Origin of the sequence: Flavobacterium luteolum (assembly GCF_027111275.1) — a bacterium.
Classification (GTDB): domain Bacteria; phylum Bacteroidota; class Bacteroidia; order Flavobacteriales; family Flavobacteriaceae; genus Flavobacterium; species Flavobacterium luteolum.
On record NZ_CP114286.1, the window covers coordinates 4,472,465 to 4,490,228 of the forward strand.

Annotated in this window: 6 protein-coding genes and 1 pseudogene; 1 reads left to right on the top strand and 6 read right to left on the bottom strand. The window is 37.0% G+C overall.

Annotation, left to right across the window (positions count from 1 at the left end; genetic code table 11):
- Positions 1-36: 36 nt before the first annotated feature.
- The 4 genes from OZP10_RS19220 to OZP10_RS19235 all read right to left on the bottom strand — a co-directional run bounded on the left by OZP10_RS19220 (position 37) and on the right by OZP10_RS19235 (position 15,610).
- Entirely contained in the window at positions 37-12,024 is an 11,988-nt protein-coding gene (locus OZP10_RS19220; RefSeq protein WP_281632305.1) for a PKD domain-containing protein, read from the bottom strand.
- A 416-nt stretch (positions 12,025-12,440) separates the two neighbouring features.
- Positions 12,441-13,508 (bottom strand): BamA/TamA family outer membrane protein, encoded by a 1,068-nt coding sequence (locus OZP10_RS19225; protein ID WP_281632306.1) that lies wholly within the window; start codon positions 13,506-13,508, stop codon positions 12,441-12,443.
- A gap of 122 nt (positions 13,509-13,630) precedes the next feature.
- Complete coding sequence (locus tag OZP10_RS19230; RefSeq protein ID WP_281632307.1) at positions 13,631-14,821, bottom strand: FAD-dependent oxidoreductase; 1,191 nt, start codon at positions 14,819-14,821, stop codon at positions 13,631-13,633.
- Positions 14,822-14,851: 30 nt separating this feature from the next.
- A complete protein-coding gene (locus tag OZP10_RS19235; RefSeq protein WP_281632308.1) occupies positions 14,852-15,610 on the bottom strand; it encodes a helix-turn-helix domain-containing protein in 759 nt (252 codons plus the stop codon).
- 310 nt (positions 15,611-15,920) lie between these two features.
- On the opposite strand from OZP10_RS19235, the gene OZP10_RS19240 reads away from it, so the two are divergent.
- Complete coding sequence (locus OZP10_RS19240) at positions 15,921-16,439, top strand: hypothetical protein (protein WP_281632309.1); 519 nt, start codon at positions 15,921-15,923, stop codon at positions 16,437-16,439.
- A 178-nt stretch (positions 16,440-16,617) separates the two neighbouring features.
- Here the strand turns inward: OZP10_RS19240 and OZP10_RS19245 are convergent.
- Positions 16,618-17,076: pseudogene (locus OZP10_RS19245) on the bottom strand (transposase); the annotation flags it as partial.
- Between the two features lie 284 nt (positions 17,077-17,360).
- Positions 17,361-17,738 (bottom strand): hypothetical protein, encoded by a 378-nt coding sequence (locus tag OZP10_RS19250; protein ID WP_177209854.1) that lies wholly within the window; start codon positions 17,736-17,738, stop codon positions 17,361-17,363.
- Positions 17,739-17,764: the final 26 nt, after the last annotated feature.

Sequence of the window (17,764 nt, forward strand, 5' to 3'; positions counted from 1 at the left end):
AATCCTATTCTTAAATTTTCTTTTTTCTGGATGGTTTTATTTGAGGTAAACCCATCCAGAGGTTTTTTTAGATCCGTCTCCTAAATCAAGGATATAGAAATAGGTTCCTTCAGGAAGCGTTTTGGCAGAACCTTCCGCTTTTCCGTCCCAGGTATTTTTATAGCCTTTTTGGTAGTAAACCAGATTACCCCAGCGGTTAAAGATTTCCAGCTGATTATTTGGATATCTTTCAATACAGTCAATGTAGAAGAAATCGTTTTGGCCGTCATCATTTGGTGAAAACTCATTATAAATTTTCAGACAGTTTGGCGAAACGGTAGCGCTATCCTGATTGTTTGCCGAATTGGTGTCTATCTGATCTAATTTAACCAAATGGGCATTATTCAAATAATCATTAAAATCAATAACCTTAACTGTTAGGGTTAATGTTTGGGTAGTTCCTTTATTAATCGTTGGAATACTCCATATTCCTGTTTTAGAATCATAGGTTCCAGAAGTTGTCGCTGAGTTTACTAATGAATATCCTTTAGGCAATGCATCTTGAACTTCTACGTTTGTTGCAGTTAAATTGCCTAAATTCTCTGCTGTTATGGTAAAGACTACTTGGCTATCCATTGGAACATCTGTTTTATCTACTTCTTTATTGATGGCTATATCAGTAGAAGGGATGTTGATAGACTCAGAATCTTCATCATCTTCACTCTGGTCTCCGTTATCATTGTTTGGAGTTGAGTCTGGATCAAATTGATTGCTGGCAGTTACTTGAGCAATGTTAACATAATCCACACTTTCCAGTCCAAACGGATTGGCTACAGTTGCTTCGTAGGTTAGTGTAATACCTCCCACAGGAACAGTTAGATTCACCCATTTTATAATATCCTTGCTGAAGATGCCTCCATTATTGATATTTGAGATGTTCTTGAGTCCAAGCGGTATTAAGTCTTCAACAGCGACACCAGTAGCAACGCTCGGGCCTTCATTGTTAAGCTGTAAAGTGAATGTGACAACTTCGTTTACATTTGCATTTTGGTTGCTAGCTGTTTTTTCTAGACTTAAATCGGCAACTGCAATTTTGATCTGTAAGCTGTCATAATCGTCTTCTGTTGTGACTCCGTTATTTGGAGTCGAATCTGGATCGGGCAGATTACTGGCAATAACCTCGGTGATATTTGTATATTCGCCTGGTATTCCTGACGGCTTATTTACGGTTGTATAAATATCTAGTGACTGATCTGTTCCAGTAGGAATATTTCCGACATTCCAAATACCTGTAATGTAGTTGTATAAACCACTTGTAGGACTGCTAGTCTGATAGGTAAATCCAGGAGGCAGCAAGTCTTTAACTCTTACACCAGAAGCATCCGCTGGCCCATCATTGGTAACAGTGACGGTAAAAATAACTGTTGAACCAACATCATGAACTGCATCCTGGTTAAGTGCTGTTTTTTTAATCGATAAATCTGCCATTACAATTACTGGTGTGACAGAAATACTGTCATAATCATCTTCAGTCGTAATTCCGTTTCCTGGTGTACTGTCCGGATCATGCTGATCTGCAGTCATGATTTCTGCAGTATTTAAGTACTCATCAGGAGTGCCAGTCGGATTTTTTACAAAAACGTTTAAAACCAAAGTATGGCTATTTCCTGGCAGTATAATTCCAGGAGACCATTCACCAGTTGCAGTATTGTAAGCTCCCGACGTCGAATTATAGAAAATATAATCGTATCCAGAAGGTAATACGTCTTTTATGGTAACACCTGTAGAAATACTAGGCCCCGAGTTGGTTACAGTAATTGAGAATGAGATCTGCGATCCTACTGCCGGATTGAGAATGTTGTTAATTACTTTTTTCTCTATCGAAAGATCGGCTACTGCTGGAACTGGCGTTAATAATACAGAACTCATATCGTCTTCACCGCTGACATTGTTATTTGGAGTAGAATCAGGATCCAATTCGTTAGAAGCATAAACTTCTGCAATGTTTTGGTAAACACCTGTAGTTTTTACTCTAGCTCCAATTAATAATGATTCAGAGCTTCCCGTTGGAATAGTTCCAATATCCCATATTCCAGTACTATTGTAATATTGCCCGGCTGTAGAGCTGTATACTATATATTCGTAACCGCTTGGCAGCATATCTATTACTTTGACACCTGTTGCATTTTGTGGTCCACTGTTTTTTACTGTTATTTCAAAAGTAACAGTAGCACCAAATATAGGATTAAGATTACCGCCAAGTACGGCTTTTGTTAATGATAAATCGGCCGTAGGAACAACGGGAGTTGTTGCAACTTCTGCATAATCATCTTCTGTTGTGATTCCATTATTCGGAGTCGAATCTGGATCAGGAAGACTGCTGGCAGTGACTTCTGTCGTATTTAAATAATTACCTGTCGCGTTTACAGTAGCAGTTAATTGAAGTGTTTGTGCGTCTCCGCTCGCTAATGAACCAATAATCCATTTTCCATTTGTATTGGTATAGGTTCCTTTTGTTGCTGTGAAATTACTAAAAGTATAACCAGAAGGAAGTAAATCGGTTACTTCTACGCCTGTTGCATTCTGCGGCCCTTGATTGGTTATGACTATTTCAAAAGTTACAGGTGTTCCAATTAATGGAGTGGTATTGTTAACTGTTTTAGTTAAAGATAAATCGGCTGCTTGTCCTAAAGGAGAAGTAGTTGCTGTACCATAATCATTTTCGGTTGGAACGCCGTTGCCAGGAGTTGAATTAGGATCTGGTAGGTTACTAGCAGTTACTTCGGCAATGTTCACATAATTTCCTGTTGGATTTACAATAGCAGTTATACGTAATACATGCGAATCTCCGTTTAAGAATGTGCCAATTGTCCATTTTCCAGTTGTGGAATTGTAAGTTCCTTTTGTAGCACTGTAATTGGCAAAAGTATATCCAGAAGGCAATAAATCGGTAACTTCAACTCCAGTCGTATTCTGAGGGCCATTATTAGTTGCAATTACTTCAAATATTACTGATGACCCTACTAATGGTACCGTATTATTAACTGTTTTAGTTAAAGATAAGTCTGCCGCTTGTGGGTTTGGAGTAACAGTCGCTGTTGCGTAATCGTCTTCTGTGGTAACTCCATTATTTGGCGTTGAGTCTAAATCAGGAGCATCTGCAGCAGTTATTTCTGCAATATTGAGATAATTCCCAGAAGTATTTACGGTAGCTGTAATTTGAAGTGTTTCTGATTTTCCGCTTATTAAGTTACCAACATTCCAAATTCCTGTTGTAGGGTTGTAAGTTCCTGTAGATATATTGTAAGAATTGTAAGTGTATCCTGAAGGAAGTAGATCAGTTACTTCTACGCCTGTATTATTACGTGGACCGTCATTTTTTACAACGACTTCAAAAACTACCTGAGAACCTACAAGCGGTGAAATAGCATTGACTGTTTTCGTTAATGATAAATCAGAAAATAGTCCTGATCTATCAGGAGTAACGATAGCTGTTGCATAATCATCTTCTGTCGTAACACCATTATTTGGAGTAGAATCTGGATCAGGAAGTGCCGCTGCTGTTATTTCTGCAATATTCTGGTAATCGCCTATTTCTTTAACAAGCGCTATTACTTGAAGCGTTTCTGATTGACCCATTGCTAAATTACCAACATTCCACAATCCGTTAGTCGTACTGTATATTCCTGTTGAATTACTGAAACTGACAAGCGAGTACCCAGAAGGCAGTAAATCAGTTATTTGCACTCCATTGTTATCTTGTGGTCCATTATTGGTCACTACAATTTCAAAAGTTACAAGTGAATCTACTTCGGGAATAGTGTTATTTACTGTTTTGGTCAAAGACAAGTCAGAAGATTGAGATGTCGGGGTAGTTGTCACGGTCGCATAATCGTCTTCTGTAGTAACTCCATTATTTGGCGTTGAGTCTGGATCCTCAAAATCAGCAGCAGTTACTTCTGCAATATTGGTATAATTTCCAGTTTCATTTACAATGGCTGTAATGTGTAGAGTTTCAGATTTTCCATTTATAATATTACCAATGTTCCATAAACCTGTTAAAGGTGTATAGGTTCCTGTAGAAATAGTATATCCAGTTAGTGTATATCCGGAAGGAAGCAAATCTTTAACTTGAACACCTTTATTATCATCTTTTCCGCTGTTGGTGATTATAACTTCAAAAGTTACTTGAGAACCGACTAATGGTGTAGCATTGTTGACTGTTTTAGTCAATGATAAATCAGAAACTGGGGGTGGTGGCGGTACTTCATCTTCTATTTGCACTAACACAGTTGCATAGTCGTCCTCAGATATTATTCCGTTATTTGGGGTTGAATCAGGGTCAGGGAGACCAGCTGAGGTTACTTCTGCTTTATTCGCAAAATTTCCAACCGTATTTGCTACTGCGTTGATTTGCAAAGTTTCAGATTGGTTTTTTGGTAAGTTTCCTATATTCCATAAGCCTGTAACAGGATCATAAGTTCCTCTTGAAACGGTATATCTGGTAAAGGTAAACGCTGCTGGTAGTAAATCAGTCACCTGAACACTTGTATTATCCTGTGGCCCGCCATTAGTAATAATTATTTCAAATGTAATTTCTGTATTAACAACAGGAGATGAATCACTAACCGATTTTGTTAAAGAAAGATCAGAAGAAAGAGCTGTTGGAGTAGTTGTGGCTGTTGCATAATCATCTTCCGTTGCAACTCCATTATTTGGTGTTGAATCTGGATCGGGCTGATTGCTTGCTGTGATTTCAGCAGTATTGGTATAATTTCCTGTCGCATTTACCAGCGCTGTGATTTGTAAGGTATGAGTAGCACCAGTTGCTATGTTTCCAATTGTCCATAAACCTGTTGCCGAATCGTAATTTCCGGCTGTTGCACTATAAGAAGCATAAGTATATCCAGAAGGCAATAAATCGGTAACAGCAACACCATCTGCGGTTTGAGGTCCAGCATTGCTTATCTGAAGACTGAATATCACCTGAGAACCTACAAGTGGAGCAGTATTACTAACAGTTTTGGTTAAAGATAAATCGGCTGATGTTGGCACGGGAACCGTTGTAGATGTTGCGTAATCATCTTCTGTTGCAACTCCATTATTTGGTGTGGAGTCTGGATCGGGCTGATTGCTTGCTGTAATTTCGGCAGTATTGGTATAGTTTCCTGAAGCGTTAACCGAAGCCGTTATTTGCAAAGTATAAGAATCTGAAATAGGCATGTTTCCAACGGTCCATAGACCTGTTGTCGGATTATAACTTCCTGTTGTCGCGCTATACGATACGTACGTGTATCCAGAAGGCAGTAAATCGGTAACAGTAACTCCATTAGCTTCCTGTGGTCCAGAATTAGTTACCTGAATGCTGAAAATTACTTGCGAACCAACAAGCGGAGCAGCATTATTTACGGTTTTAGTTAAAGATAAATCTGCCGATGTAGGAACAGGTGTTGTTGTAACTTCTGCATAATCATCTTCTGTAGTAACTCCATTGTTTGGAGTAGAGTCTGGATCTGGAAGATTTGCAGCGGTTATTTCAGCTTTGTTTGTATAATCGCCGCTCGGATTTACTCTTGCCACAATCTGAAGTGTTTCTGCATCACCCGTTACCAAATTGCCAACATTCCATATTCCTGTAGCGGTGTCATAAGTTCCTGTAGAAACGGTAAATCCAGTAAAAGTATATCCAGACGGAAGCATATCTGTTACTTGTATGCCAAGATTATCTTGTGGGCCATTATTGGTCACAACCACTTCAAAAGTGACTAATGAACCCACTAATGGTGTAGTATTATTAACCGTTTTAGCCAAAGATAAATCTGAAGACTGCTGAATAGGAGTGGTTGTAGCGGTTCCATAATCATCTTCTGTTGGCACTCCGTTATTTGGAGTAGAGTCTGGATCAGGAGTATCACTATTGGTAACTTCTGCAATATTAGTATAATCTCCCGTTGCGTTGACTATTGCATTTATCTGTAAGGTTTCGGACTCACTGTTTTTTAGTATATCCAGAGTCCATAAACCAGTTGTGCTGTCATAAGTTCCGCTTGTTGCATTAAAAGTAGCAAAAGTATATCCAGAAGGTAATAAATCGGTTACCTGAACTTGAGCAGCATCTTGCGGACCACTATTAGTGGTGATAATAGTAAACGTTACAACAGAGCCTACCAAAGGAGTAGCATTGCTCACCGTTTTTGTCAATGATAAATCGGCAGCTGGAGGTATAGGAGTCAGGACAACATTATCTTCATCATCTTCGCTTTGATCTCCATCGTCATTGTTAGGTGTACTATCAGGATCAGGAAGATTACTGGCAGTAACTTGTGTGATATTTTTGTAATCTCCTGTTGGTAGTACTTTGGCATCTAGAATAAGAGCTTCTGTAACACCAACATCAACTGTTCCAACGTTCCAGATTCCGGTAGTACTGTTATATGTTCCAGCAGACGAACTATAATTTACGTATTGAAAACCAGTAGGCAATAAATCGGTTACTTGTACTCCGGTTGCATTATTTGGACCATCATTGGTAATCTTAAGTTCAAAAGAAACTTGGCTCCCAACCACAGGACTTGTATTGCCTGTGACTACGTTTTTGGTTAAAGACAAGTCAGCAGAAGGGCCTATGAAAGTGATTTCTGCATCATCCTGATCATCTTCAGAAGCAACGTTATTATTTGGAGTACTGTCAGGATCTGGTAAATCGCTCGCTGTTATCTCTGCAATATTGAGATAATTTCCTAAAGGATTAACAAAAGCATTAAAAGTAAGATTGACATTGGAGTTTGCTGGCAATACTAGATTTCTCCATTCTAGTGTCGCCGTTGCAACTTGGTAGGTTCCACCAGCAGATACTGATCCAGGGATAAGCGTATATCCTACTGGAATAACATCTTTTACACCAACGCCAGTAGCATTTCCGGGACCTTTGTTTACTACGTTAATTGTAAAGCTAACCTCATCTCCAGCCGCGGCAGAAGTTGGAGTTACGGATTTAGTAAGCTCTAAATCGGCTTGTTTTAAGGTAATATTGGCACTAGCCATATCATCTTCCGGTAATCCATTTCCAGGAGTACTGTCTGGATCAAACTGATGAGCTGTTTCTATTTCAGCAGTATTAATATAGTCATTTGGTGATGAAACGACGTTTACTTTGGCTGTAATTTGTAAGGTAAGAGAGTTTCCGTTGTTTAGATTACCCACATTCCAAATCCCTGTTGCATTATTATATTTTCCGCCTCCATTATCGCTTACATAAGTGTATCCAGGAGGCAGATGGTCTGATACTGTAATTCCAGTTGCATTATTTGGCCCACTATTAGTTGCTCTAATTGTAAATATAACATTGTCGTTTATGCTTACCGTTGCAGGTGAAACTGTTTTTTGTAATGACAAATCAGCTACATCAAGTACTACTGTCGCACTGTCCTGATCGTCTTCTGAAGGATTCTGGTTGTTAGGCGTACTGTCAGGATCAAATTGATCTGATTTTACAACTTCTGCATTATTTACATAAGAACCGCCATCTAGAATTGTGGCTTTGAAAGATAAACTTAAGATACTGCCACTTGGAATTGTTATACCACTCCAAGTAATCGTATTATCACCAACATTATATATTCCGCCCGAAGTAACCGTTCCGGCAACAAGTGCAAAGCCGAACGGAATGTAATCACGTATGGAAACATTAGTTGCAGTAGCAGATCCGCCCAATGCATTGTTATTAAAAACATTAATATTGAAAGTAACAACATCGCCAATGCTTCCTGTTGTTGGTGTTACTGTTTTGGTCAATTCAAGATCGGCAATTGACAAAATAGTTAGGTTCATAGTGTCTGACGAAACAGCACAAATACCATTGCTTACAGTCCATTGCAGTGTATATATTCCAGGAACAGTTCCTGTTACTGCTGTAGTAGGAGATGTAGGAGATGTAAAACCAACAATACTTGGTCCTGAAACTTGAGTCCACTGACCAGTGCCAACAGTAGGTGCAGTGGCATTCATATTTACAGGTGAAAATTGAGGAATGGTCTGGTCTGGACCTGCGTTAGCAGTTGATGGCAAACCATAAATTGTAATAAGAACTGTATCCCTAGAAGTACAGCCGGCTGTTGAAATCGTCCACTCAAATTCATAAGTTCCAGCAACTAATCCTAACATCAAGGTGTTTGGATTGTTTGGAGATGCTATTGTGGCAGTTGGTCCAGAGAGTTGAGTCCATAATCCATCACCACTAGTTGGCGTATTAGCGGCCATAGTGACTGAGGTAGCATTACATAATTCCTGATCAGGACCAGCATTTGCTACAGTTGGGGGATTGTCGTTAAAAGTAATACTTACAGTATCTGAAGAAGGCTGACATGTTGAAGGACTTGTAAATGGCCCATTTGTTACAGTCCATCTTAAAATATAAGTTCCTAGAACCGTTATATTTGATAAAGTTGTTATTGGATTGTTAGGCTCATCAATTACCGCTGTTGACCCTGAAGGGACACTATCAAATGTCCATGTTCCGATACCTATTGTTGGTGCTACTGCTGCAGTTTTATAAGAAGTTTGACAGGCTACATTGTCATCTGGCCCCGCATCTGCATCACTTGGTGGTTCGTTCATTACAATTCTGACAACATCAGATAATGGTCGGCAAGAAGTACTTTCAAAAACCCATTGAAGAATATAGAGTCCAGGAACGGTTAAATTTGTAATTGTTGAGGTAGGTGATGTAGGAGTCGTAATTACAGCAACACTTCCATTAGGTTGTGATAAGAATCGCCATTCAGAAGTTGTTACATCAGCAGGAGCTACGTTTCCAGCCATAGTAGCTGTAGCGCTAACATCTGTAATACATAAAGTTTGGTCAGGTCCAGCATTTGGGGCAACACTTGCTCCGCTATAAATGGTAATATTGACAGAATCAGATGAACCAGGACAGGTTGAATTATCTGGAAATGTTGTTGATGTAGTGGTGTAAGTAAATTCGTAAGTATTTCCGGGAACTACTGTTGCATTTGCAATATAGCTGTCTGCCGGACTTTGAGTAATGGTAACACCAACAGGATTACCACTTGTAAGTGTCCATGTTCCAGTTGAATTTTCATTTCCTTTAAGTTGTACACTTGTTACATCACAGTAGGTTTGATCTGTTCCTGCATTAGCAGTTGGACTTACAACAACTATCATATCATCAAAAGTAGCAGGACATAAAAAAACGCTCTTTCCTGATATTGTCCATCTAAAAGTATAGGTTCCTGCTACAAGACCGTTAATAACAGTATTTGGATCAGCTGGGTTAACAATATTAGGCGCATTTGGTGAGCCAGTTAGTACTGACCATTGTCCAGCTTCATAAAAAGCATCGTAAGTACTTCCGGCCATTGTTACGCTTGTACTGGAACAAATATTTTGGTCAGGTCCTGCGACTGCTTGAGTAGGCGGTATTCCAATAGTTAAGCTTACATCATCAAATGCTTCACCACAGACTTCTGCATCAACAGTCCATCTAAAAATATAAAAACCACTATTAGTAAAGGTAAAAACAGCATTGGGATCATGAATGTCGCTGATGGTGTAACCCCCAACACCTGAAATTCTAGTCCAGGTTCCTATCGCACCGCTGCTTCCTACAGCCGCCATAGTTAACGTTGTACCGCAAATATCTTGATCTGGTCCCGCATCTGCTGTTGGTGGTGTATCGGCAATTGTAACCGAAACACTACTAGTATTTGCATCACAAAGTCTAGTAATTGTCTCAATTGACCATGTAAAAATATAAGTGCCATTTCCAGGAACGGTTACTAAACTATTAGGATCACTTGTATCTGCAATAACAACTCCTGTAGCAGGAGTTACGGACCAAAGCCCTATTTCGAAAATACCAGGTGTATTTCCACTAAGATTAAATGATGTTGTCCCTGAAGGATAGCAAGAGTCAGGACCTGCATCAGAAGTAGAGGCGGCACTTGAGTTATTTGTTATGATAGTAATATCATCTTGTACTGATGATGAACAAGAAGGACCAGGATGAAGATAAGATACAGTCCATCTTAATACATACTGAGAAGTATTGGCTGTAAATCCAAGTGCTATTGCATTTGGATCGTTTACATTTGAAAATGTTATCGTGCTTGGGCCGGAGACTTGGCTCCATACTCCAATTTCATCTGGGTCAACCGGTGAGGCAGCTAGTGTCACTTGAGAATTTGTACAGACTACACGATCTGGACCTGCATTGGGAGTACTCAATGTGGTGTCAGATACATAAATTGTAACTGTTGCGACAGAGAAACCACAGGTAGCACCTCCGCCTTTTGTTATATATTGAAAAACGTAGCTTCCTGGTACAAGCCCGCTTACTTGGGTATCGACAGCAAATTTATCGGCAATTACAGCATCATTAGGACCACTAAGCTGATTCCAAACATGTAAACCTTCGCCTCCAGTTGCTACACCAGATAGTAATGTACTGGTATCTCCGCAGGGCAAACTTACATCAGAGCCTGCGTTTGAAGGTGTAGGTTCTCCTGAAACTAAAATGTTTAAAGTATCAAAACCATAATCACAACCAACTGGGAGCGAACCATCTTGACTTCTTATAAATTCAACATTATATTCTCCAGATACTGTAAGTGTTAAGGTTAATGAATTTTCAACAGTTTGTAATGCCGTCGGAAAAGGAGCCAATGGAGAAGCGGCAGGGCCACTTATTATTCTGTACTGATTGATACCAGTGCCAGTTACGGTAAGTGGAATCGTAAAAACGGTCGCATTACATGCGCCAACTATATCATTCCCATTATTGGCAACAATAGTTCTTGTTGCACCATTATATTGAACATTATAATCTTTAGTAAAGACGCAGCCAGTATTATTGTTTGTTAACGTATATCTAAATTTATAAGGATCGCCAGCATCTGAAATGCCTGTTACTAATGTTGTCGGATTTGTTGGAGATACAATTGTGGCAGAACCCCCGCTAATTTTCGTCCATTGTACCGTTTCTCCTGCGTATAATGGCGTTTGAGCAACCAATGTAACTTGATTAATAGTGTTGTCGCAAAAGAAAATATTTTCATCTCCGCCTGGTAGAGTAGTAACATCTTGTGTTGCAGGCGGAACAGTTATAGTTACAGTGTCATTTCCAGAAGCGCAAGACCCAGTAACAGTCCATCTAAAAGTATAAGTACCTTCTACAAGATTAGAAATCTGTGTATTATTCGAATTAGGACTTCCAATAGTTGGTGTATTTGGACCGCTTACAAATGTCCATTGACCGTTTTGCCCATTAAGACCGCAACCTCCGTAAGTTCCATTAAGATTTGTAGATTGAGTAGTAGTGTAACAATTACTTAAAGTTTGGTCTGGACCAGCAGAAACGGGCGTAACACCACCATAGTTTGTTACTGTAATCTGCGAAGTAGTTCTGCAGCGTTGACCTGGAGCATATTCTGGCCCTTCAATAACCCATTGAAGTGTTGTTACGCCACAGCTTGTTGCAGGTAAACTTATTGTTGAGGTTGGCAAATTGGGAAAGTTAATTACAACTCCTGCATTATTAGCGCCCACAATTTCCCAATAACCTGTTTCTCCTGTATTTTGCGGAGCATTTGCGGTAATAGATAAATTTCCAGAGCTATTAGGACAACTTGCTATGTTTCCTCCTGCGTTTGCAATAGTAATGGGCTGTACATTAACCACTTTATCTTGATATGCCAATATTCCGTCACTGCAAGTGGCGCTATATCTAAAAATATAGGTATTGCCTCCTGTATATCCTGTTACTGTTGTGCTGGAAGCATTGGGTGAATTAATAACAACCGTTGGACCTGAAATTTGTGTCCATAAAACAGAGCCAATTATCGGAGAAGGATTATTTCCCTCTAGTACCAAAGCATCAGTTTCGCAAATTGTAATATTTAGCACTCCAGCATTTACAGTACAGTTTTGCGCGTTTGTTTGAAAAATGGAAAGAAAAATTAATAAAATGGCAAAAGCCAGTTTTTTTGATAAAGTGCAGATTCTCCAAGAAAAATAAAATTGTGCCATAAGCAATCAGGAATGAAAAGGCAGCACAGCAAATTTATAACTACCTTAAATTAATAAATTGATTTTGAGCATTAATCGTAGTTAAGATTTAGAATATATTTTGGGGTTACTTCAAATTTAAAGAAAGATAGTTATGATTTTTTTTTTTGTATGTTGCAGATTATAAAATGAAACATAAAAAACAGGTTTTGAAACAATAAACTGCTTTATAATAGCGTCAATAAGCGTTTACTGTAATAGTGAACTTAGTCTTATTTTTACAAAAAAAGTTTAAGCAGTGTGAAATATTTTAATCCAATTTAGTTTTCAAACTGTCAAAAAAGACTTTGGAAAGAGATGCAGAATGTGAATTCTGATATAAATAAGAAAGGGCTGCCTTTTTAAGACAGCCCTTCGTTTTAATCTTTTTCTGAAAATTAAAAAGCTTCGCCAATTCTAAAATAAACTCCCCAATCTCCTTTACCAACTGCACCGTCTAGACCAACATTGAATTTTGATTTTTTGAATGGATTGTATCGATATCCAACACCACCGCCAGGATACATTTTCCAATCAAAGCTTGGAGTATCAGAACCATAAATAGTGGCAATACCGAAAAAGCCGACCAATCCCATTTTCTGTCCAAAGTTATATCGGTATTCACCCTGAATATCCATTAATCCTGCACCTCTATATTTTCCTTCAGAATAACCGCGAATATCTGTTCCACCGATGGTGCTCTGCTGTTCAAAAGCGACATTCCCAAGTCCGAATTTGCCAAAAGCACGAACTGCAATGACATCTTTATTATCTCTAGTAGGAATATATCTATTGGCTTGAAAGGATATTCTATTAGATGCTAGATCATTATCTAAAAAATCGGGATAAGTAGACCAGTCCAATTTAATTTTGTATCCTGTTGTAGGGTAATAAACGGCATCCCTAGTATCATATAATAAGTTTACAACTAAAGCATTGCTATGTGAAACCGACGATGGAGAAATATTATCTTCATATACTGTGTTGTAATGGGAATAGGTATACGATAGACCTCCATAAAATTTACCAACAATTTTTCTTTGTCCACCGATGCCTAAAATAGTTGTTTTGGTTCCATAATCATAAAAATCTGGCTGATCTACATCATCAACATAAAATTGAGAATTCTGATTTCCTGTAAAAAAGAAAAGTTTGAAACGCCATTTGTCTTCTTTCAAATACCATCTATTAAAGAAAGCCAAAACATAAGATTTATTAGTGGTATAAATGGCCGACATTCCAGACAATGATTTAGGAGAAATAGTATCGGCATGATTAACTTTATACATCGCCATTGGAATAACACCAAACATAAAATCAAGATTTCTGTTATAACTCAAATATGGCATTACCCTTAATTCAATTTTCTTTTCTTTAGATTTTTCGGTAACAGAATCTTTAATTTTTTGACCGAAACAAGAAGATATAAAAGCTGTAAAAAAGAATAGGAGTAGAAGATGCCTCATTGTATAAATTTGTTTGGTGAAACTTATATTGGCGTATAATTACTTAAAATTACGCTTTTCCGATACTTGTAAATTTAAACAAAAAATGTAAGTGTTTGAAATAAAAACAATTAAGTTTTATTCTATCGGTTAAATATTGCAAGTAATCTTTGTAAAGCATTTTTTGAATGAAGCTCTTCACTGTTGTTTAAAGTATCGGCTAACGCCTTTGATGCTCTTTCCAGCATACGATTTTCAAAATAAGAAATAGCAGTTCTCCTGTCAGAAAATAGATTGTTCGTTAAGCAATCTGCCAATTCAAAAGCATCAAGCATAGCTAGATTGGCGCCTTTTCCTGCAAAAGGAGGCATTCTGTGCGCTGCATCGCCAATAATAGTTAGGTTTTCTTGTGTTTTCCAAGATTGATTAAAAGGAAAATAATACTGCGGACGCGGAATAAAATACAACTCTTTACTCATAAATAGCTCGTGCCATTCAGAACTCCAATCTTGATAAATGTCTTTAAACCATTCAAAAATCTCCAGATTGTCATTAAAATCCAAATCATTTTCGACGATCCAGTTTTCAGGAATTTTGCTGCTGAGTAAAAACATCAGCGAGCCATCTCCTTTTGTGCCGTACATAATGGTTTGTTCATTTCCCATGGCAAGAACTTTTCCGCCTTTCGAAAACTCAAAAAGTTTTGAAGCATTTTCTTTGGCGTTATAAATAGTGCCTTCAATCATAGTAATTCCCGAATAAATGGGCTTTTCTGTACTTATATAAGGACGCACTTTAGAATTTGCACCATCTGCGGCGATAACCAGATCGGCATAAACAGCTGTTCCGTTTTTGAAATACAATCTCCAGCCTTCATTTTCTTTTTCCATAGAAATAAATTGACTGTCCCAAACAATGGTTTCAGGCAGGAGAGAATTCAATAAAATATTGCGAAGAACTGAACGGTCTATTTCTGGACGCGGTTTTGAAATGTCTTGAAGCGAATCTTGATTGTTTTCTGAATTTGTTTGAGAAACGTTTTTCTGAATAGCATGTTCGTCAAATTTTAATTCGAAATTCTGATTCACAATTCGAGCTTTGCTGGCGTTAGGGCGAATGTTTTTATAAAATTCGTCCAATAAATCGGCATGTTTCATGGCTATCAAACCCGAATCTTCATGCAAATCTAAAGGAGAACCTTGAACACGTACTTCTGAGTTGAGGTCTCTTTCATAAACTTTTACATTAATATTCTGCAATTGTAAAAGACGAGCTAATACTAAACCGCCCATTCCTCCGCCAATAATAGCGACTTTCTTATTTTTAAGTAACATAGTTTTGTATTTAAAATCTATGTTGCAAAATTATTGTGATGAAAGAGCCGATAATAGTATAAATCGGTCGTTTTTGTTTTGAAAAAGTTCTTTGGGAAGTGAGCCCGATATTTTTTTGATTTCTTTGATGAAATGTGTCTGGTCAGAAAAATTCTCTTCAGGAAACAATTTCCCTTTTGCAATATGCTCCAATGAAGCGCGAAAACGAAGAATCGAACAATATCCTTTTAATGAAATTCCGAAATACTGATTGAAATACCTGTTAATCTGACGACTGCTCCAGCTAGATTGTTCAGATAATTCTTTTACAGTCATTGCTCCATGAGTTTCATAAATAAGGTGGAATAGCTTTTGTTTTCGGGGATCAACTTCCTTTATTAATAAGGAATTGATTTTTACGGCCGCTTTCTCGCAGAACAATTCAAAATTTTCCAGATCACTTTCTTCGAAATCCCAAAAGCCAGATTCGAGTATTTTTCCTGAATTTAAAAGATCAGCAATGCTTTCATGAAAAACATATTCAGCAGCAAGAAGTTTAAAACTAATCACAAACGTCAAACTGTTAGCTGGAATTATTCCTTTTTCATACTGTTGTGTTCCTAAACCCAGAAGTCTAATTTGAAAAGGATTTTCAGCTGTTTTTATAAGTGATAAATCAATTCGTCCGTCGGGAAGGCCAATTGTTTCTAGTGTTTCATCCGATTTATTTTCCATACACCAAAAACTATCCACAAAATCTGAAAGGTTTTTGTTGGGTTTAATGTATTGATAGGATAAATCTTGGTGCATTTTATCAAATTTTAAAGTGAAATTAAACAAAATGTACTTTATTTCTATTAAAAGTATCCCTTATAGAAAGCTTACAAGAGACTTTCTAATTCAACAAAAAGTGTGATAAAAAACTTAACATTGGGTAAGTTGTTGTTTTTTAGTATATTAGATGTTTTTTTTTCTTGCAATGAAAAACTTAACATTGGCGAATGTCTTTTTCAATCTATCTTTGTTTATTATTTTTTGATGTTAATTTAATGATTTAATAACATTAAAAATTAGTTTAATTAAAAATAAATTTAATCAATTTCTTAAAATTAACAGAATAATGGCAAAAGAAATACTTGTTGATGAAATCAATCAGGAGGCAGAAGCTGTTTCGGTTATTTCAAATGACGAAATCGAACAAAAAGAGACTCCAGTTCTAGAATCTGCTGAAACTCCAGAAGCAAAACCAAAACCTAAAAGAGCTCCAAAAAAAGTAGCAGAAAAAGAGGATAATGCAGTAGAGGAAACAGTGCAAGAATCAACACAAATAGAAGAAATTTCATCTGAGGCTGAAGAAGAAACATCTGAAGAAAAGGAAAATCAGCAAAAATCTAAAAAGAGTAAAAAAATGAAAGAAAAAGAAAAGGAAAAAGAGAAAAAAGAGAAAAAGAAAAAAGCTGTTGCTAAGAAAAAAGAAAAAGCAAAAGACAAAAAGAAAGAGAAAGCTAAAAAAGCAAAATTAAAAGCTAAAGCTAAAAAGAAAGCAAAAGCTAAAAAAGCTAAGGAAAAAGCAAAAGCAAAAAAGATCGCTAAAAACAAAGCAAAAAGATCTAAAGCGAAAAAGAATAAAAAGAAATAATAATTGTGAATTGTGAATGGTTAATTGTAAATTTTTCCAAAGCAATTGTAACAATAGAATTATAGAGCCACAGATTACAGGATTAGCACTGATTTAAAATCATTTTAATCTTGTAATCTGTGGCTTTTTTATTCAAAAGTTTTTTCATCTCACATCTCACATTTCAAATCTCACCATCATTCAGTTTTTGCTTTTTTTTCTGCATGGCAAGTTTATCTATTTTCTGGAGAAATTCGGGGTCAAATTCGGAGTAAGCTCTTAATCGGTATTTCTCATCTCTAATTTTCATTACCAGACGTATTTTCTGAACCATCAGCCAGATCGGTTCGTATCTTTTATGTCCAAGTAAATATTGAATTTTAAGAATCGACATTTTTCTATGCGAAAGCGTCATCAATTCAATGCAGATCATCCAATAACGAATAGGAAGATTAGAATTTTCCATTACAGTTCCAGAGCGAAGACTAGTACGGCTGCCACATTTTCTACATTGAAATTTTAAATCATTTTGTCTGAAAGAATGTACGTCGTGCCCGCATTTCCTGCACAAAAGCCCGTTTTCTAAACGCTTGTTTTTGAGCTCTTCAATACAGGTTGCTTCGTCAGAATATTTTTCGAAATAAGCGCGTAATTCCATTTATTCAGTTCCTTGTTAACATTTCGAAATATAGATTATTTTAAAAGAACCGAATAACAATTTATATAAAAATAGAAAGGTTTTTTGTGATTTCTTGAATAGGGAGATTTCTAGAAAAAGATTGTTTCTATTTTAGAAGAGCCTCAGAGAGACGAAATATGTATAGAAAGAAATAGCGTAAAGGAATAAAGTTCCAGAGGAGTGGCAGATTTTATAATAGGTCTAAAAAATAAAAAGGAATATTCAAGAGCTGAATATTCCTTTTTATCAGGGGCAAAATTGTGTTATAATTTAGCTGCGATCTCTTTTTTATACTTATTAAGGATAGATTTTGTCATACCTAAATTAGCTTTAGTTGAGTCTACCGCTAAGTAAATAAAGTATTCCTGATTGTCAGAAACATCAATAATGTGAATTTGAGAACTTAAGGTGATCATGATATTATCAATAACCTGACCCTTTAATCCTAGAGCTTTAATAGCATTCATTTTTGCTTTAACTACTTCAAGGTTGTATGCAGATGCCAATTCTGGATCAAAATCTGCGACAACAGACTGAGAATAATAGGACATACCGCTCGCGATTTCAGCTACCGAAACGGCAATAAAACCTGGGACGTTCTTTTTTAGGTCTTCCCCAAATTGCGTTAAAAAATCAGACATAATGTTAGAATTTTAAATGTTGTAAA

Bases quoted from the DNA above. Each gene is read 5' to 3' on its own strand.
- OZP10_RS19250 (WP_177209854.1), bottom strand. From the start codon at position 17,738: ATGTCTGATTTTTTAACGCAATTTGGGGAAGACCTAAAAAAGAACGTC.
- OZP10_RS19220 (WP_281632305.1), bottom strand. From the start codon at position 12,024: ATGGCACAATTTTATTTTTCTTGGAGAATCTGCACTTTATCAAAAAAA.
- OZP10_RS19235 (WP_281632308.1), bottom strand. From the start codon at position 15,610: ATGCACCAAGATTTATCCTATCAATACATTAAACCCAACAAAAACCTT.
- OZP10_RS19225 (WP_281632306.1), bottom strand. From the start codon at position 13,508: ATGAGGCATCTTCTACTCCTATTCTTTTTTACAGCTTTTATATCTTCT.
- OZP10_RS19240 (WP_281632309.1), top strand. From the start codon at position 15,921: ATGGCAAAAGAAATACTTGTTGATGAAATCAATCAGGAGGCAGAAGCT.
- OZP10_RS19230 (WP_281632307.1), bottom strand. From the start codon at position 14,821: ATGTTACTTAAAAATAAGAAAGTCGCTATTATTGGCGGAGGAATGGGC.